The sequence below is a fragment of the Citrobacter europaeus genome (genome assembly GCF_037482245.1).
In the GTDB taxonomy this organism is placed as follows: Bacteria; Pseudomonadota; Gammaproteobacteria; order Enterobacterales; family Enterobacteriaceae; genus Citrobacter; species Citrobacter europaeus.
On record NZ_CP148084.1, the window covers coordinates 1892443 to 1912588 of the forward strand.

The 20146-nt window shown below is 36.7% G+C and carries 16 protein-coding genes; all 16 read left to right on the top strand.

What is annotated here, in order from left to right; all coding sequences use genetic code 11:
- Positions 1 to 10 precede the first annotated feature (10 nt).
- Complete coding sequence (locus WHR59_RS08595) at positions 11 to 2227, top strand: glycosyltransferase (protein ID WP_172863158.1); 2217 nt, start codon at positions 11 to 13, stop codon at positions 2225 to 2227.
- Positions 2224 to 3003: an O89/O101/O162 family O-antigen export ABC transporter permease subunit gene (gene wzm / locus WHR59_RS08600; protein ID WP_043016863.1), complete on the top strand. Its 780-nt coding sequence runs from the start codon at positions 2224 to 2226 to the stop codon at positions 3001 to 3003. The genes WHR59_RS08595 and wzm overlap by 4 nt, the downstream gene beginning before the upstream one ends.
- A gap of 6 nt (positions 3004 to 3009) precedes the next feature.
- Positions 3010 to 3762, top strand: a complete 753-nt coding sequence (gene wzt / locus WHR59_RS08605) for an O89/O101/O162 family O-antigen export ABC transporter ATP-binding subunit (RefSeq protein ID WP_000018741.1) — start codon at positions 3010 to 3012, stop codon at positions 3760 to 3762.
- A gap of 17 nt (positions 3763 to 3779) precedes the next feature.
- Positions 3780 to 4859: a glycosyltransferase gene (locus WHR59_RS08610; RefSeq protein ID WP_338843826.1), complete on the top strand. Its 1080-nt coding sequence runs from the start codon at positions 3780 to 3782 to the stop codon at positions 4857 to 4859.
- Between the two features lie 9 nt (positions 4860 to 4868).
- A complete protein-coding gene (locus WHR59_RS08615; protein WP_043016862.1) occupies positions 4869 to 6023 on the top strand; it encodes a glycosyltransferase family 4 protein in 1155 nt (384 codons plus the stop codon).
- Positions 6024 to 6069: 46 nt separating this feature from the next.
- Positions 6070 to 7260, top strand: coding sequence for a class I SAM-dependent methyltransferase (locus WHR59_RS08620; protein WP_043016861.1), 1191 nt, complete (start codon positions 6070 to 6072; stop codon positions 7258 to 7260).
- A 2-nt stretch (positions 7261 to 7262) separates the two neighbouring features.
- The gene (locus tag WHR59_RS08625) at positions 7263 to 9344 is read left to right on the top strand and encodes a glycosyltransferase (RefSeq protein ID WP_213733608.1); all 2082 of its coding nucleotides are present in this window, start codon (positions 7263 to 7265) and stop codon (positions 9342 to 9344) included.
- 89 nt (positions 9345 to 9433) lie between these two features.
- Positions 9434 to 10840 carry an NADP-dependent phosphogluconate dehydrogenase gene (gene gndA / locus WHR59_RS08630; protein WP_172863155.1) on the top strand — a complete coding sequence of 469 codons (1407 nt, stop codon included), beginning with the start codon at positions 9434 to 9436 and terminating at the stop codon, positions 10838 to 10840.
- 273 nt (positions 10841 to 11113) lie between these two features.
- Positions 11114 to 11914 carry a glycosyltransferase family 2 protein gene (locus WHR59_RS08635; protein ID WP_087052559.1) on the top strand — a complete coding sequence of 267 codons (801 nt, stop codon included), beginning with the start codon at positions 11114 to 11116 and terminating at the stop codon, positions 11912 to 11914.
- Between the two features lies 1 nt (position 11915).
- Positions 11916 to 12785: a lysylphosphatidylglycerol synthase domain-containing protein gene (locus WHR59_RS08640; protein WP_087052560.1), complete on the top strand. Its 870-nt coding sequence runs from the start codon at positions 11916 to 11918 to the stop codon at positions 12783 to 12785.
- 11 nt (positions 12786 to 12796) lie between these two features.
- Positions 12797 to 14278 carry a hypothetical protein gene (locus WHR59_RS08645; RefSeq protein WP_043016859.1) on the top strand — a complete coding sequence of 494 codons (1482 nt, stop codon included), beginning with the start codon at positions 12797 to 12799 and terminating at the stop codon, positions 14276 to 14278.
- A gap of 9 nt (positions 14279 to 14287) precedes the next feature.
- A complete protein-coding gene (locus WHR59_RS08650; protein ID WP_043016858.1) occupies positions 14288 to 14686 on the top strand; it encodes a capsular biosynthesis protein in 399 nt (132 codons plus the stop codon).
- A 1-nt stretch (position 14687) separates the two neighbouring features.
- Positions 14688 to 15422, top strand: coding sequence for a glycosyltransferase family 2 protein (locus WHR59_RS08655; RefSeq protein WP_043016857.1), 735 nt, complete (start codon positions 14688 to 14690; stop codon positions 15420 to 15422).
- Between the two features lie 272 nt (positions 15423 to 15694).
- Complete coding sequence (locus WHR59_RS08660; protein ID WP_338843832.1) at positions 15695 to 18313, top strand: hypothetical protein; 2619 nt, start codon at positions 15695 to 15697, stop codon at positions 18311 to 18313.
- Entirely contained in the window at positions 18303 to 18677 is a 375-nt protein-coding gene (locus WHR59_RS08665) for a GtrA family protein (RefSeq protein WP_043016855.1), read from the top strand. The genes WHR59_RS08660 and WHR59_RS08665 overlap by 11 nt, the downstream gene beginning before the upstream one ends.
- A 281-nt stretch (positions 18678 to 18958) precedes the next feature.
- Complete coding sequence (gene ugd, locus WHR59_RS08670; protein ID WP_043016854.1) at positions 18959 to 20125, top strand: UDP-glucose 6-dehydrogenase; 1167 nt, start codon at positions 18959 to 18961, stop codon at positions 20123 to 20125.
- Positions 20126 to 20146 lie beyond the last annotated feature (21 nt).

A 20146-nucleotide genomic window follows, 5' to 3' on the forward strand; every position in this document is an offset into this window, starting at 1 on the left:
TGGCGTATCAATGAATTTATTTTTCATAGTCGATAAGTTGGATTGGGCATTCGGTAGAATAGCCCAAAATATAGCAACAGAATTAAGCGGTTTTAATGTAAAAATAGTTTGCACCGATGATTTTAAAACTGTGGCAGACTTTGTTATGCACCTGGATAAAAACGTAAAAGAAAAGAGTATTTTACACTTCTTTTGGCGTGATTATCTCATGGAAGTGATGAACTTCACTCAGCGGAATCCCCAATATAAAGAAATTTTGATCAGCAATATTGTTACAACGCATATTCCTGATCATCTTTTTACTTATGATGATATTGCAAACTATGAGAGAAGAATTCCTCTTATGAATTTTGTGGATGGGTATTTTGTTACATCCGGAAAATTGAAAGAGCTATATTCTGAACTGTCTGATTTTCCGCCTCCTCATAGTGTTATCTATGATAATCCAGAAATTCCAATGAGCGAGGTAAAAAGTTATGATAATCGTGACAGAAAAAAACTCGTATGGATTGGCAATAGTAAATGGGGGGAATACCTCGGTTACCAGGATTATAAAGGCCTGAATACAATAGTATTGCCGGCTCTAGATAAATTAAAAAAATCTGGATATACATTTGATTATATTGAGTTTGACAGTTCTAAGGGTAAGACCGATCGTGAGGTAATTCTTAAAACACTTTCTGATGCAGATATTCTACTGATTAGTTCGGAATGTGAAGGTACACCATTGCCACTTCTTGAAGCAATGGCAAACAGTTGTGCTGTTGTGTCGACAGATGTTGGCATAGCCAATGAAGTATTACCTGAAAAGCAGCTACAGTATATTGTGTCTCGGGATGCAGAGGCATTTTATGATTCATTGAAAGGTCTTCTTGACGATCAACGTGGTCTTGAAGAATTACAAAGAATGAATTATTTAGCATATCGCCAGCAATTTGTAGATGGTGGCCTTATAGCTGACAAATGGGCATTGTTCTTCAAAGATATGTGTTCAAAATCGCAAAATGAATTTAAGAATATATTCCTTCGCGAGCAGAAAGCTCCATCATTTAAAGAACGATTGATATCAAAAGCTATTTATAATCTAAGCAGACTAGCTCTTCGTTTGAATTTGATGAATACGCTAAAACAATACAGCCTGCTACGAAAAATATATTATAAGGTTGCAGGAACAACCACAAATCAAGTTGATTATGATTTGTTGGATGAGTTTTATAGTAATGCAACAGCAGATAAAGAAGTATTAGCATTTTACTCTGCATATTGGTCTGGTGTTGCCACATCAACTGCTAGTTTCTTTAAAGATGATAGTATCCAATATCCATATTATTCATATGAGTTCCCACAGGTTTCTACTCATGTCTATCTAAACAGGTTGGCAGAAAAACTTGCTGCATCTAAAACACTAAAAAGTGTGATCATGAGCGGTGGAACACAATTACAAATGGAACTTGCCAAAAAAATTAAGGCATTAAGTCCGAAAATAAAAATATTTTTTGCATGGCATGGTTCACCTGCTCAGTGGGTTGACTCCTCGCAATATTCAACGTTTGATGGATGGTATGAACTTTACCGAGAGCGAATTGTTGATGGGGTCATCTCGTTTAAGCCTGAGCTAGATGAAATACTCAATGCTTACGGTATTCGTGCATTCTCAGTATCGAATTATGTTGTATCAGGCACTTCGTTTTCTAAAAAATTAGCTGCACCTGATTCTGCCAATTTCCGCGTAGGTTTGTTCGCTGCAATGTTCAGTTGGTATAAAAATCCATTTCCTCAGTTACTAGCAATTGGTTCATTAAAAGGATGTGAGCTAGTTACAAACCTGCATCTTGAAAATAATATGAAGTGGGTTACTTCAAATATTAAACTTACGGCCTTATCAGAGAATTTAAATAATAAGCGGTTTATCGAACTGCTATCTCGTTTACATGTAGTGTGCTATGTAACGAATACGGAATGTTCACCAATGATAGCGTTGGAATCTGCAAGTGTCGGAACGCCATGCGTTGTGGGGCCAGCCGGAAACATATATAAAGGTTTTCCTGAGTTAGAATTGTATTTGGTTGAAAAAGAGGTTGATAATCCAACTGCAATCAGGAATCGGTTACAATTAGTTCGTGATAATTACGGGGAAATTAAAGTTTTGCTTAACGCATTTGTTTTGGAATACAACTCCCGGTTAGAATTAATTAAAGAAAAGATGTATAAAGAGCTGAAGCAATGAAAGAATCACTAACAGATATATATTCGTCAATAAAATCTTGGCATCTTTGGACTACATTAGGTTGGTTAGAATTAAGACAGAGATATAAAAGATCCATTGTTGGACCGTTTTGGATTACATTAAGTATGGCGGTCCTTATTATTGCCTTAGGGGTGATTTATGGAGAGCTTTTTAAACTAGAAGTTAAAGAATATCTCCCGATGCTAGCAGTTGGTTTGGTTTTCTGGAACTTTATTAGCGGCGTTATAAATGAAGGGTGTGTTACTTTCATATCGTCCAGCTCTTTTATAAGTCAATTACCAACTAAGAAATTCATATATATTATGCAAATGTTATGGCGAAATTTTATGATGCTTTGCCATAATATAGTAATAGTGATTGGTGTGTTGATTATATTCAACGTTTTTTCGTTAAGGAATTTTCCTCTTTTTATACTTGGTTTTATGATCGTAGTTGTTAACTTGATCTGGATTGCGACTTTGTTCGCGGTGATTTCTGTACGTTTTAGAGATTTTCCGCAAATGGTTATGAGCTTTATGCAGGTTGTCTTTTACATAACTCCGATATTATTTTCTGGAACAATGCTGGCTAAATATAGCTTACTGCTGAAGTTAAATCCATTTGCCTGGTTTATTGAGATTATTCGTTCGCCTTTAGTGGGCAAAATGCCAGAGCTATACTGCTATTATAATTCCATTATCCTTGCATGCGTAGGAACAGTTATCTCCCTAATTACATTTGCAAAATGTAGAAACCGCATTGCATATTGGGTGTAAATTATTATGTCTCATTTGATTGACTTGAAAGATGTGGGTGTTGAATTTCCCATTTACGACGCTAAAAGTAGATCGTTTAAATCGCAGGTGGCAAATTTAACCCGTGGTGTAATTTCTTCAAAAAAAGAAAGCAGCACAGTTACGGTTAAATCATTGGACGGTTTGACGTTTAGTCTGAAAGAAGGTGATAAACTCGGACTTATTGGAAACAATGGTGCGGGAAAATCTACGCTACTGAAACTCTTGGCTGGTATTTATGAACCAACATCCGGCACAATTAAACGAAAGGGTAAGATAGTTCCTCTGTTGGACATCGCTCTAGGGATGGATGATGATTCCACAGGATACCAAAATATAAAGCTACGTGGTTTATTACTAGGTATGACGAATGCAGAAATCGAATCCAAAATAGAAGAGATCGCTTGTTTCACTGAACTAGGTGATTATCTAAATCTACCAATTCGTGTCTACTCTACCGGCATGCGCGTGAGATTAGCATTTGCAGTATCAACTTCAGTTGATCCAGATGTACTTCTACTCGACGAAATTATTGGTACTGGCGATGCTTCCTTCTTAAATAAAGCAAAGAAAAGATTCGAGGAATTACAGGAGAGGGCAAAGGTAGTTGTGTTGTCTTCGCATGACAATAATGTCATTCTGAAAACTTGTAATAAAGTCCTGTGGCTAGAGGGCGGTAAACCAAAGATGATTGGAGATCCGGAAGAAGTACTAAATAAATATATGGATAGTGTGATTTAAAAAAACAGGTGGTATGAGTGAAAATTGATTATGTCATTACAGGCATGAATGTCGGAGGCGCGGAAATGCAGGTAGTTGAACTGCTTCTCGAGCTTAAAAGGTGTGGGCATTCTGTTCGGTTAATTTCGCTTACACCACCAGTTGATTTGATCGATAGGCTAATTAGAAATAACATCCCAGTTGTTTCATTGGGGATGAAGTCCAAATTAGCTTTACCATTTGCAGCATTTAAATTAGCCAGGTTGATAAGACAGAATTCTCCAGATATTGTGCATTCGCATATGTTTCATGCCAATATCCTGGTACGTCTTGTAAGAGTATTTTTGGTGGATAGCACATCTATTATTTGTACTGCGCACAGCGTTCGTGAAGGTGGCAGTGCCAGAGACTGGCTTTATCGTTTAACTAATAAATTCTGTGACTTAAATACAGTCGTAAGCGATGCGGCACGGCAGCGGTTTATTAACGACAAAGTATTTCCATCAGAGAAAACACTTACTGTTTATAATTGTATCAATATTGATCATTTTCGTATCATTGATAGACAGAGCAGGAAACGATTTCGCTGGATAACCGTTGGGCGGCTTGTAAAAGTAAAAAATCAACTGCTGATTTTGCAAGCGATGATGAAGTTGCCACATAGTGAACTCATCATAATTGGAGAAGGCGAGGAACGACTCTCATTACAAACATTTATCGATCACAATTCTCTAAGCGAACGAGTTACTCTCTTGGGGAAAAAAGATAATGTTGTTGATTATTATCATGATTCCGATGCTTTTGTGCTGGCCTCAGACTATGAAGGATTTGCACTCGTCGTTGCCGAAGCTATGGCATGCGGATTGCCAGTTGTCGCAACAAACTGTGGTGGGCCGGCAGAAATTATTGGAAATGGACAGGATTTTGGCATAACAATTTCGGTTAATGATGTACATCACTTAACCGCTGCGATGCAACAAATTGAATCATTAGATGTTGAACAGCGTAGAGGAAGTAGCTATCGTGCTCGGGAAAGAGTCATTGAGAAATTTTCTGCTAAAAAAATCGTATCTCAATGGGAAGATATCTACCTGCGCATACAGAAAAACAGAATCTAGAACTCACCTATGAAAATAGCATTAATCGGTACTACAGCAGAAAGTCTAATCCAATTCAGAAAAGAACTGATTAATTTATTACATAAAAATGGCCATGTTGTGTATGCGTTTGCAATTGACTATGATGATGTAACAAAAGAAAAAGTTAAATCATTTGGTGCTATACCAGTACATTACCGTTTCAGTCGAACAGGGCTAAATCCATTTTCTGATATTATCAATACCTATAAATTATATAAGATTCTAAAATCACTTAAGTTGGACCTGGCATTTTCATATTTTTCAAAGCCAGCCATTTTTGGTACTTTAGCAGCAAAATTTGCAAGAATACAAAAGCGTTATGCGATGCTTGAAGGGCTTGGTTTTTTCTTTACCAATTCTGGAGGGCAGGTTTCATTACGGACTAAATTACTAAAGAAAGTATTAGTATCGCTTTACAAATTAAGCTTCAGACATATTGAAAGTCTCATCTTGCTTAATGCGGATGATAAGCGAGACCTTTTAGTTAATGAAAAAATTCAAGTCAAAAAGGTTCATATATTAGGGGGGATTGGATTAAATATGTCTGATTACCCCTACTGCCCACCCCCTGTTGATCCAGTGTCTTTCATTTTTGTCGCTAGATTTTTACAAGAAAAGGGAGTTTATGAATTTATTGAGGCTGCAAAAGTAGTCAAAAAGAAATTTCCTGAAACTCATTTTTGCATGCTGGGTCATCTGGATCTCCATAATCCGGGGAGCTTAACTATAGAGCGGCTTAATGATTTGAAGTGTAATAACATCATTGAGTTACCTGGCCACGTTGATAACGTGCAGGAGTGGCTTGCTAAAGCGAGTGTATTTGTATTGCCTTCCTGGCGTGAAGGGTTTCCGAGGAGTACACAGGAGGCGATGGCAATGGGACGCGCTGTCATAACCAGCGATGTGCCAGGCTGCCGAGATACGGTGGTTGATGGTGTTAATGGGTTTTTGATTAAGCCACGTTCTTCTCATGCTTTAGCGGAAAAAATGCTTTGTTTTTTACATCAACCTGAACTAATTACCCAAATGGGGAATGCAAGTCACCAAATAGCTTTACAACAATTTGACTCATATATAGTTAACTCAAAGCTTATGAAAATACTGCGCGTAGATTATGAAAATACAAAATCTAATGACTGTTAAATCATATAAATAAAACTTTATAAAAACACAATTTAGTAGGAATATTATGGAAAGATTAAATTTGAGTGAAAAACCTGCTCACTCTTTACAAGAATCAGCTATTCATTGCGCCAGATATGCTAATATCTTACATCTTGTTAAAGATAAAGTAGTCCTCGACATTGCCTGCGGCGAAGGATATGGCTCAGCACTATTAATGAAAGCTGGTGCTAAACGAGTTGTGGGGGTTGATATCTCTGAAGAGTCAATTGAGCACGCAAAGAAACTTTTTGGGGAATATAATGTTGAGTTTATTGTAAGTGATGCAAACACCATCTCAGAGCGTTATGGCGAAGACTTTTTTGATGTCGTTGTTTCAATAGAGACAATAGAACACATCAATACCCCTGAAGTTTTTCTTAGTGCTATCAAAAAAACTGCTAAAGAAAATGCGATTTTCTATATAACTTGCCCTAATGATTATTGGTATTATCCAAATGATGAACAATCCAATCCCTTCCATGTACGAAAATATACTTTTCAGGAGTTCACAGAACTTAGTTCAGGGATTTTGGGTAAGAATGTTCAATGGGCATATGGTGGTTCTGTTTTTGGATTTGGCACAGTCTCAGCAAACAATCGAGGTTTTGAAAAGATAGGTTCTTCATGGATGGAAATAAGCAATTCAGAAAATTCAATTAATGTTCTAAACACAGATATTGATGCAGTTAGTGAAAATAATTGCAGTTTTTTTGTGGGCTTATGGAATGCACCTGAAACAAACTTTAGTAACAGTACATTTCCAATAAGTATGGATGCTTATTCGCGCATGACAGAAGAGTTCGAGTCGAATGTAAGTCTGGTACTTCGTGAGGATCAGGCAGAAAATAAAAAAGCCATATCAATATTAAAACAAGATATGAAAAAGTTAACAATGGACCTGAGAAAATCAAACCTTTTATTATCTGCATTAAAAATTGAAAACATTGCGCTGCGTACGAATATTTCCGAATTGCAACAACAGCTTGCCAGACAAATCGTGATGCATGATGAAGTAACCAATACAAAAAATAATTTAGAATTAAAAAACGCAGATTTAATATCGTTGAGTGAGGATTTAGAAACTAAAAATTCAACATTGATGGAAAGAGTATCACAGATGGAAATTCCATATTATCGATACTTAAGGCTCTCCGCTCTTCTTCCGGATGTTTTGAAAAAAATGATACTTAAAATTGTGCGTTTGATCAGGAAATAAAAATGTCTGCACGTTTAAAATTATTACCAGGATTAAAATCAACTGAATATGTGTATTCAGACCTTCATGCTTTGCTCGATTCTAATGCTGGAAGCTCGTTTGGTCCGAATATCGGTAGTGATGGTTCCAACCTAACAATAACATGTTTATCGATGAGCAGAGTTTTTCTTACTGAAAAACTTGTTAATTCTATATATCAGCATATACCTAATTTTAAAGGTGATATCCTGATTGTTGATAATGGCAGTACAGTAGAAGAACTTTCAGTTTTACAAACTTTAAGTGACAGGGTTCCACTAAATATTAGGGTCGTCGAACTTGGTGATAATTTTGGCGTAAGTGGCGGAAGAAATAAAACTTTAGAGCATATAAAAACAGAATGGGCAATGTTTCTTGATAATGATATTTATTTTATAAACAACCCACTCCTGAGATTGCAAAAAGATATTTCAAGACTTGGCTGTCATTTCATCAATATGCCATTGCTGGACTCTGATGGGGAAACATTATTCGCAAATGGGGGGAATGTTTTCCTCGATATTGATAATGATTCGGTACATGTTGGTGCAGGAAGTGCATGCGTCCAGGAAAAAACAATTACATATGATGGTGAGGGCTTCCTTTCTACATTTCTCTTTGGCGGTGCGAGTGTTATTAAAATTGACTCTCTAAAAAATTTAGGGAAGTACGATGAAAATATGTTCATTGGGTTTGAAGATATTGACTTATCGCTTCGTCTTTACCAGTCAGGAATGAAAGTAGGCACATGTGGTGCAATATCTTTAATCCATGATCACCCCAAACCTAGTTCCAATAAAGATAAAGATTATGAGAAAATCCGCTTCACGAGAAGTATATTAAAAGAGTCCGCGGATTATCTTGAAAACAAATGGGGAATGGTTTTTTGGTCAGCTCCAGTTGATGATTGGTTGGAAGAGAAGCAACGCAGTTTTGAACTGATAACTCAAAATAAAGGTAACCGTTCGCAAATAGATGATAATGAACTAAGTATCATTTGTGATTTACCATTAGCAAAACCAAGAATTGCATTGATTATTGATACTGAAAACTGGGCATTTTCAAATATAGCAAATCAAATAGTCAATTATCTGTCAGATTCATATGATTTTACAATAATACCAACTGAAATTGTTGATAATATCAGTCAGGTTATTATGATGACCAAAAATTATGATATAACTCATTTCTTCTGGCGTGAATCGCTTAGGCTTATATACGATGAATATTATATAAACTATAACCGTACTATCGGGTTTGATGAACTTAGTTTTAAAAAACAATACTTAGATGGAAGGATAATAACGAGTAGTGTTTATGATCATTTATTTCTGGATGAACAAGCTATAAAATTAAGAAAGACATTTTATAATGATTTAATAACTGCTTATACGGTTAGTTCATCAAAATTATATGATATCTACTCATCCATAGCCGAGTATCCTAATCCGTCAGTTCTTGCTGAAGATGGTGTAAATTTAAAACTATTTTATCCAATCGGCCTTGAACGCTTTAACAATATTGAGTCAAGAACATTGCGCGTAGGTTGGGCTGGTAATTCAAAATGGGCGGGAGAAGTAGAGGATTTTAAAGGTTATCATTCTTTATTAAAGCCAGCCGTTGAACAATTGCAATCAGAAGGATTAAATATTGAATTAGTCCTTGCCGATCGTCAGCTCGGATTTATTCCTCATGATGAAATGGTAAACTATTATAGTAAAATTGATGTCTATGTCTGTCCTTCAAAAATTGAAGGCACACCAAACCCTGTTCTCGAATCTATGGCATGTGGCGTTCCCGTGATAAGTACTGATGTTGGTGTGGTTAATGATGCTTTTGGTGATATGCAAAAAGAATGGATTTTGCCAGTTAGAAGCAAGGATATTTTGATAGATAAACTTAGGGATTTTTATAATAAGCGTAGCACAGTGATAAAATGTTTGTCTTCAGAAAATTTGCAGCAAATAAAAAAATGGGATTGGGAAGTTAAATCTGAGAATTTCCGAACTTTTTTCGACAAAGTATTAGAATCGAAAAAGCACAGCAAGATAAACCCTAAAATGTGATCAAGGTATCATTTGAACCTTGGTCCTGGTTTTTTATCATTATCGCGAGTTAATAAGTTCGTGGTATCTACACCTGACAGGAGTATGTAATGTCTAAGCAACAGATCGGCGTCGTCGGTATGGCAGTAATGGGGCGCAACCTGGCGCTCAACATTGAAAGCCGTGGCTATACCGTTTCCGTATTCAACCGCTCCCGTGAAAAGACCGAAGAAGTCATTGCTGAGAATCCGGATAAGAAACTGGTTCCTTATTACACGGTAAAAGAATTTGTTGAATCACTTGAAACTCCTCGTCGTATCCTGTTAATGGTGAAGGCGGGGGCGGGTACAGATGCTGCCATTGATTCACTTAAGCCGTATCTAGAAAAAGGTGACATCATCATTGATGGCGGTAATACTTTCTTCCTGGATACTATTCGCCGTAACCGGGAACTGTCCGCCGAAGGTTTCAATTTCATCGGCACCGGTGTATCCGGTGGTGAAGAAGGGGCGTTGAAAGGTCCATCTATTATGCCTGGTGGTCAGAAAGAAGCGTACGAGTTAGTTGCTCCAATATTGACTAAAATCGCGGCTGTTGCTGAAGATGGCGAACCGTGTGTAACTTATATCGGCGCTGATGGTGCAGGCCATTACGTGAAAATGGTCCACAATGGTATTGAGTACGGCGATATGCAACTGATTGCTGAAGCCTATTCTTTACTAAAAGGTGGTCTTAACCTGTCAAACGAAGAGCTGGCAGACACTTTTACCAAGTGGAATGAAGGTGAGCTGAGCAGTTACCTGATCGACATTACCAAAGACATTTTCACCAAAAAAGATGAAGAGGGTAAATTCCTGGTTGATGTGATCCTGGATGAAGCGGCTAACAAAGGCACTGGTAAATGGACCAGTCAGAGTTCTCTGGACTTGGGCGAACCGCTATCTCTGATTACCGAATCTGTATTCGCTCGGTATATCTCCTCCCTGAAAGACCAACGCGTAGCAGCTTCTAAGATCTTGACCGGACCTAAAGCTCAGCTTGCAGGTGACAAAGTAGAGTTTATTGAGAAAGTTCGTCGTGCATTATATCTGGGGAAAATTGTGTCTTATGCACAAGGATTCTCGCAATTGCGTGCTGCATCTGATGAATATAAGTGGGATCTGCAATACGGTGAGATCGCGAAGATTTTCCGTGCTGGCTGCATCATTCGTGCACAGTTCTTGCAGAAAATCACTGATGCTTATGCAAACAATGATAAAATCGCGAACCTGCTGCTGGATCCCTACTTCAAGAATATTGCTGATGAATACCAGCAAGCTCTGCGTGATGTGGTAGCCTATGCGGTACAAAATGGTATTCCTGCACCAACATTCTCAGCTGCAATCGCGTATTATGATAGCTATAGAGCAGAAGTTCTCCCTGCAAATTTGATCCAGGCACAACGTGATTATTTTGGTGCGCATACTTATAAACGTATAGATAAAGATGGTGTATATCATACGGAATGGATTAATTAATCTCTTTTTTAGAAGTAATAATGTGCGTTAAATCAAATGCTTGCTTCTTTTTGAAGTAAGCATTTATAACAATATTGATATATTAATATCATTGCTTTTTTATTTGAATTTAGTTGAACTAAAATAACTTTATTTAATATTCACATGCAATGTTATCTGGGATATCTTCGATTAAAACTTGAATTATAGTTAACATTACCCATCTTATAGATTGTGGGTAATAATTTGTATACTATTGATAATTATAAAATCTGAAATTATTAGGGCAAATCAATGCAAGATAAAATTCTTTTGTTTATTCCTGCTTATAATTGTGAAAAACAAATTCCTCGCGTGCTTAATCAATGTCTAAATATAAATAAAATCATAAATGAAATTATTGTTGTTGATAATCAAAGCACCGATGATACGTTACTTGCAGCATCTGAAGCAGCGAAAAGTATTGAAACGCCAGTGACAATTGTACGTAACAATGATAATTATGGATTAGGTGGTTCTCATAAAGCTGCATTTCAATATGCTCTAGACAATAAGTTTGATTACATTATTGTTTTGCATGGTGATGATCAAGGAACGCTTTCTGATCTTCTACCACTAATTATCGAAGGTAAGCACAGAGATAAAGATTGCCTCCTTGGAGCAAGATTCATGCCGAAATCAAAATTAGAAGGATATTCTTTGTTTCGGACTTTTGGTAATTATGTTTTTAATAATTTATTTTCCATGGCATGTGGGAAAAAGCTCTTTGATTTGGGTTCCGGTTTAAACATGTACAGTGTTAAAGCCTTAGCTTCTGTAAATTATCAAGGTTTTGCTAATAATTTGACATTTAATTACTTCATGATTTTAGCAACAGTAAATTGGAAATGGGATATGGAATTTTTTCCAATTACATGGCGTGAAGACGATCAGATATCTAATGTTAAATTATTTAAACAGTCTCGCGAAGTATTAAAAATATTACTTCGATATGTATTTATGCGTAATAAATTTCTGACCAATAATTATTCAGGTCGCGAATTTAATAGTTATAATTTTACAATTATGGAACAGCATCATCGCAGGGATTTTTAAAATGACTTTCTCTCGAAGAACACAATTAAAGCTATGCCCTACAATAGTTGGTAGTTTGGCATTTGTGTATTTTTCAGTCAGCTCTTTAACGAAATATGACTTCAGCAGTTTCGCTACGGCTCTAATTGTACCCACTGTTGCATATATCGTCGCCCATTTTCTTCGTGCAATACGCTTAGGTGTGTTATTGAAGGCGCAAAAAATACGGAAATTGCTCTCTTTGCATTTCTATACAGCAGCATGTTCGGCTGTAATACCATTCAAACTCGGAGAGTTGATAAGAATAAATGAAGTGTCTCGATGGGAAAACAATTACTGCAAAGGCATTTTAATAGTATGGATTGAAAGAATATTTGATGTTGTTGCTCTAAGTATTTTAGCTCTACTAATCTATCTTTCGGGCGGTGTACAGGTTTTAGCAGGGATGTGGGGATTATTGTGGATAATGCTTGCATTTGTCTTTTTTAGCATTGTTATGTTTTTTGTTCTCCCAGAGCAGTTAAGTGCGTTAAATCTACATGTGATAAGATCTTACAGGGGCCGTAAGGCTATCAAAATACTGCATTTACTAGATATCATCTCCAGTATTTTAGAAAAAGTAAGGCCAATTGTTTCTGAAAAAATTTTAACTCTATCGATATTAACAATTTTTATCTGGATTTTTGAACTAGTATCATTAATGCTTTTCTTAGACCACACACAAATTATCCCAATTGTTAAGGACTTATTAGCTCAATTTTCGTTTGTTCTCACTGACTCCCCAAAATCGTTAGTGCAGCTAATAACTGTTGATGCAGTGAAAAATACTCTATTAATTATTTTTGGTTACGTTTCACTATTTTTCTACATGCAGATGAATTTAAAAAAATAAAAGGAATAAAAATGACAGTTGTAATGGTATATGATAATTCGATACCTGTTCCCCAGGATATATCAAATCTTTTAGGTGTCAGCAAATTTTCAGATATTTATTATCGCAAGCGTTCACTGGATAAATGGGTTAGTGATATTTGCGCGGAAGCTAATATCAAATTTGTGGAAATCTCAGGTGATGTTCAAAGCGATGTCGAAAAAATAAGGCAACTCGGTTATTTGAATACACAAAATTTAGTTGTTATGTATATGCCATCTTACGTTGCATTTGGATGTGATGAGATAGATGCTTCCCTTTTTCTTAAAAAAATAAGTTATACAAGGTCTTCAGTTGCCATCGTTGGAAATGAAACTTTAACTGGTGTAAAAGATATTTATCTTAGTGCGGTTGTTGGTCAAACAGCACGAGAACTTTTAAATGCTCTTGAATATAACTCTAAACCTAGAGACTTTATATTTAACTTTATCGATAATCTCAAGTTACTAAAAAGTGATGTTGAACTTATCGATATGTGTGATCCCTTGCGATTTACAGATTATCTTACCAGTAATTTCGATGTTCGTTTTTTTAATTCAGTTCAACCAATTGATAACTTCACTTTAATCAAATATTCAACTGATTCTAAAAAACTTGAGCGAGAATGTAAGTATTACGATCTGTTACCTCCAGAGTTGAAGATGTTCTTTATACAGACATATGATTTCAGATTGGAATCAACTGGTGCGAGCTATAAAATGGAACGCCTTTTTGTGCCTGATATGGCACTTCAATGGATCCATGGGTCGATGAATGAACTAAATTTTGAACGTTTTATTGAAAAAGTATTCCACTTTATAAAACTTCGGCCAGTGAAAAAGGTAGATAGTGTAACAGCTCAAGAAATCCATAATGACGCATTTTTCGGCAAGGTAAAAGAACGTCTTTTACAATTGAAGTCTTTACCTGAATATCCATCGTTGGAGCCTTATATCAATTCTCGCTTTGGTGATATTGAATCACTATTCCAACGCTATTACTCCCTATTTGATAAATATGGTCGTTCGCAATCTTCAAACGAGTTAAGAATCGGTCATGGCGATTTGTGTTTTTCTAACATCTTGTACAGTAAAACAACAGGGTTGATGCGATTCATTGACCCTCGTGGGGCCAATACTGAAGATGAGCTTTATGTCAGCCCTTACTATGATCTTGCTAAACTATCACACTCAGTATGCGGAAATTATGATTTTATAAATTATGGACTCTGCTCGCTAGATCTAGAAAAAAATCTCAGTGTAAGACTTACGTTGGATAATAGTAGTCCATTATGGGCGAAAAATATATTCCAGAACAAATTAAAAGAAATAGGTTATAACCCTGTGCTCATTCGTTTATTTGAGGCTTCACTATTTCTAAGTATGGTGCCTCTGCACATTGATTCACCTAAAAAAGTTATCGCTTTTTTAATTAATGCCGAAATCATCCTGGATGAAATTGAAACACAGCTTTAAGGAATTATAATGATTAATAAAACAAGAAGTATTGTATTTGATGTTGATGGTACATTATGTCCAATTCGCAAGCCCGATGAGGATTATTCAGAGCTTGAACCATTTGAGGATATGATTAGTTTACTTCGTGAGTATAAAGCAAATGGTTTTTATATCATATTATATTCTGCAAGAAACATGAATACATTCCAGGGAAATATTGGACGTATTGCAGCAGTAACGGGTAAGCAACTTATGGAATGGCTGGAACGCCATAATATTCCATATGATGAAATGCACCTGGGAAAACCCTGGCCCGGTCGTGGTGGATTCTATGTAGATGATAAAAGTATACGCCCTGATGAATTTTTAAAATTATCTTATGAAGAAATTCTGGCATTAATTGGTGATGAGCCAGGAGGTCAATAATATGAATATTGTAATTACAATGGCTGGGTTGGGTAAGCGCTTTAGGGATGCTGGGTATACATGTCCTAAGTATGAGATCGTTGTTCATGGATATACGTTATTTTATTGGTCAATGTCCAGTTTGAAAACATTTATTGATGCAGGTGCCAATTTTATTTTTGTTGTTAGAAAAGAGGATAACGCAAAGTGCTTTATTGAGGAGCAATCCTGTAAAGCTAATATTAAGTCATGCAAAATACTTGAAATTGATGAACTTACAGATGGGCAAGCCACCTCAGCATTGCTTGGTGGTGATTTGATTACTGAGCCAGAACTTCCTTTTATTGTATACAACATAGATACCTTTGTTCACCCTGACTCGCTACCTGTGAGTGCTGTACAGGGGGATGGCTGGATTCCATGTTTTCCCGGTAAAGGTGAGGGGTGGAGTTTTGCGCAAGTTGATGTTGATAATCGTGTTATCGATTTACGAGAGAAAGTTCGCATTTCTGAACATGCGACTATTGGTCTCTATTGGTTCTCTTCCTTTAATCTTTATCGTGATATTTATTCTGAATACTATAAAGATTCCTCAAATATGGAAAAAGGTGAGAAATATATTGCACCAATGTACCGTGAGATGATTCAAAAAGGTCTTGATGTTTATATTCATCAGGTGCCTTTTGATGCCGTTTCTCCGCTTGGAACACCAAAAGAAGTCCAATGTTTCATGTCTGCTAAAAAACCTCGGATTTAATTAACTTAGTGAATTTCTTGCAAATGCGAAATGCTAGAAGCTTATACCCCATATTTTTTTTCGTTGCGTTGACATTGATGTTTCTAGCCCCACTATATAATTCGTTATCATTGAGTAATGTAATTTACTCTCTGATATTATCTGTTAGTGGTGCTGTTTCTTTCTTTTTTATTACAAGAGACAAAAAAGCAATATCTATATGGGTAATAGCGCCACTAGTGGCTGCTCTATTTTTCACTTTCTCAGTTCCGTTAGTTCAGAATGATTTTCCCGTGGTCAGTATCACTGCTACGGGACAGAAAAATCCTGAGTCGATATCTTCTGAGGTTTTTGTTCAATTCGTTACGAATCCTAAATCACATATTTCTGTTTCATATCCCGGCTGGGAAAAAAGACCCGGAGTATATGTCTCTTATCAGAACCAGCCAAATACAATCACATTTTCTGGCCAATGGAGCAATGACTCGCATCTTAGTTTAACTAGTCATGCATACTCTGGTGTTGCTAAATTAAAAATTGGTAATGATGAGCGAGAAATTGATCTCTATTCTTCCAACGCGCATACAATTAACATCCCACTTCCTGATGGCGCTGTTTCTTGGAAGAGCTGGCTGCAGAGGGTTTCAATATTTATATCGCTTAGCCTACTTTTTTTCGCCCTTACAACTCCAGGTAGTGGGCGACAATCTGAAATTGCGAAACTATTAGCCCTGTGTTTGGTAGTAACTGGCGCTTCTCTGTGGTACGTCAAGGATATCTCTTATACAGGCGACCTGGAATTAGTAGTCCTTTCCGGGAATGGCTCTCCATCAAAAATGTCATTCGATGCTGGTTATGGCTTTACTAAAGCCTTAACATTTCCTGTGAAAACAGGTTCTGTTCATACCGAACACTATCCTAATTCAAGCTCGTCTGAGTGGCATCTTGAAGTAAGTGACGGTTCATTCTCTCGCTTTCAGATTGACGGTGAAGTTATTAAAACAGAACAAGTCTGTGATTTTTCGAAAGAAAGTGAAGGTTGCGTATATCAAATATTCGGTGACAGCCCTCATATATGGTTAACAGACGGGCGTATAAAATACCAACTAGAAAATGTTGAGCCAGATAAAAATACGGATAAGTATTTTGTTTATATTTCAAAAAATAAGGATGTGCTTACGGCAACTAGTTCGCGTGCAGTGATTTACGCTAGTGCATGGGACCGTTTTTCTCAGTGGGTTAATTCAGTTTCGGTGACTGATAATAATAACTCAGAGTTTTCAACTCTCATCCGTATCAGTGCTCTTAAACCTGGCTTTTATAAGACTTTGGGTGTAAATGAAAAAGGTGAGGGTGTAAAATTAACCTCTTTCAACTACCCTGACTTTGGTAGCTTTATAGCTATGAAAGTGGCATTTGTACTTGTTAGTATCAGTTTCGTTTTTTTGGCTTATTTTTTATTTGCAATAATGCGTTGCCTGATTAGTTCTGCGATAAATGCCCAATCTAAAAAGATTTGGATAGTGAGCTTTGGCATCTTTGGGTGGTTGCTCATTGCTATGGTGATCGGATGGCCAGCTGTTCTAGGGTGGGATGGTTTTTCTCCTTATATTCAGGCGCAAGCAGGGCAGATCACTCTTTGGTACGGCATTGGTTATCCCCTAATCGTAGGTGGATTTTTATTGTCAAATATGCCACAAGTCATCACAGTATGGTCATTTCTGGCTACCTCTGTTGTTTTGCTTGGTTCTTGCTCTTTATTTTTTCGTTATTACCAGGGTAAGTTGGCGTGGTGGGGTGTCATCTGGGCTATTGTTTATATTCCATTGACAGTAATTATGTTGGGGATGCTTACTCATCTACGTGATGCTTTTAATGGTTTGACTCTTGCTCTATTCATGCTTGGCAGTTTTTGCCTGGCAATATATTGGCGAAAACTTAGTTTAAATGCAAAACTATTTTTTACAGTCACACTTTTTGTACTTGGCATTGCATTAGCATTATTACGTATTGATAACGTACCTTCATTAATTTTTATCGCTATCGGTCTTAGCCTATTAACTTTTAAACCGAGTGTTAAATTGTTCTCGGTTTTACTGCTTATAGCAATGAGTTGGGGGGCTATAAATAAGGTCGTAGAACCATTGGTTTATCCAGATCGTCATCGCGCGGAGGAAGAGAAACGTCTTTACGCCTCAACTGCTGTTATGAATCCTCTAACAGGTATGTTGGTCTATGGCAAAGGTAAGTTGGATCCTCAATTGTATAAAGATATTTATGTGTCGCTAAATAAAATTATGGATGTTGAGTATGCTTTAAAAAACTGGTCTCCTTATAATGTAGTCTATTGGCATCAGACAGCCTCAGAAAGGCCTCTACCAACATCTGAAGTATCTAAACAACTTACGAAATTGTATTTTATAAGTGCTATAAAGGAGCCTGTACTTTTTCTACACCTCCGGCTTTCATCTTTTACAGCTATACTGGGAAAAGATATTTTTCCTTTGCCTCCTATAGCTTCACCACAGTTTAATATTCTTCCTGGATTATCTGATCATCTATTAAGTACAACTAACCCTTGGAAACAAACAGTCGAACTTATGGGGTTTGGCCCACACCCTCATTTATCTGCTAATTTAATGAAAAGCTTAATGAAATGGTCTGATTACATTTCAAGTAATTATTTGCAAATACTTATGTGCTTTATGGCTATAGTGTTTTTTAAACGAGCGCCGTTTGCAGCTGTTATTGCTTGTGCCGAGCTTATTAGAGCCACTGTTTTCCTTTTCTTTGCTCCTGCATCGGTCTTCCTTTATCTTTACGAATTGCAACTTATAGGTTTCATGTTGCCTATGCTCATATTGATAGAATCCAAGGTGAGGAAATATAAAGGTGTAGGCAATGATTGTTAGATTCGCCGTTGTCTCAGGCCTGGGATGGTTAATTGATTTTTCTATCTTCGCATTATTGAATTTATTAGGACTTCCAATCTGGCTAGCTAATATTGTTGGTGCCACTGCTGCTGTATTGTTTGTTTTCTTTGTTTCAGTCAGGAGAATTTTCCAATATAATGGCCACTATATTATTTGGAAACTTTTTAATTATATAGTTTATCAATTAATTGCTATAGTTTGTGCATCACTACTCATTGACTTCATAGCTTTACAATATGAGATATTGCCTATAGTAGCAAAAATTATAGTTACACCTTTAACCTTCTACGCAAACTTCCAGTTTATGTCTTTTTTGACCACTGGACGATTACGTTTAAAGTAGATGTTAATTTAAATATGTAAATATATCATTCAGCGCTATTGCTGAATGCTTTTTTTGTTTTTTAAGCCCAGCTCTAATTGTCTGGGCTTTTTTTTGTCTAAATTCTTATTGATTTTTACTTTTTCCTTAATATTAACTTAATAAATGAGATCTATAGTTATGAAGTAAATCTGAATTGTACTGTCTTTCATTGACACTTCATCAACTCAGACGTTACAACTTTTAATACATGTCATGATGATACAAACATGATGAGCAAAAGTTAACCCTGAGATAATTAAATGAAAATCACCATTTCTGGTACCGGATATGTTGGCTTGTCAAATGGTATTCTGATTGCTCAGAGCCACGAAGTGGTGGCACTGGATATCATCCAGACGAAAGTCGAGATGCTGAATCAGAAACAATCGCCGATTGTGGATAAAGATATTGAAGAGTATTTGGCGACCAAGTCACTAAACTTCCGTGCAACGACTGATAAGTATGATGCCTACCGCGATGCGGACTACGTCATTATCGCGACACCCACTGATTATGATCCAAAGACTAATTACTTTAATACCTCAAGTGTCGAATCTGTTATTCGCGACGTGGTTGCAATTAATCCAGATGCAGTAATGGTCATTAAATCTACCATCCCAGTAGGTTTTACTAATTCTATTAAAGAAAAATTGGGCACCGACAATATTTTCTTTTCACCAGAATTCCTGCGTGAGGGTAAAGCACTATATGACAACTTGTACCCATCTCGTATTGTCATCGGCGAGCGTTCAGAGCGCGCCGAGCGTTTTGCTGCTCTGCTACAGGAAGGGGCATTAAAGAAAGATATTCCGACCCTATTTACGGACTCAACCGAAGCTGAAGCTATCAAGCTCTTTGCAAATACCTACCTGGCTATGCGCGTAGCCTATTTTAACGAACTTGATAGCTATGCAGAGAGTTTAGGGCTCAATGCGCGACAGATCATAGAAGGTGTCTGTCTGGACCCGCGTATTGGTAACCATTACAACAATCCCTCTTTCGGTTACGGTGGATACTGTCTGCCAAAAGACACGAAGCAATTACTCGCCAACTATCAGTCTGTACCCAATAATATTATTTCAGCAATCGTTGATGCCAACCGGACGCGAAAAGATTTTATTGCTGATGCAATTATTTCACGAAAGCCAAAGGTCGTCGGTATTTATCGATTGATCATGAAAAGTGGCTCAGATAATTTTAGAGCATCGTCTATACAGGGTATTATGAAGCGTATTAAAGCGAAAGGTATCCCTGTCATAATCTATGAACCTGTATTGCCAGAGGATAGTTTTTTTAATTCGCGGGTTGAGCGTGATCTGACTAAATTTAAAAGTGAGTCCGATGTTATCATCTCTAACCGGATGGCCGAAGAACTGCTGGATGTAGCCGATAAAGTTTATACCAGAGATTTATTCGGAAATGATTAAACTATCAATAAAATAAAGATA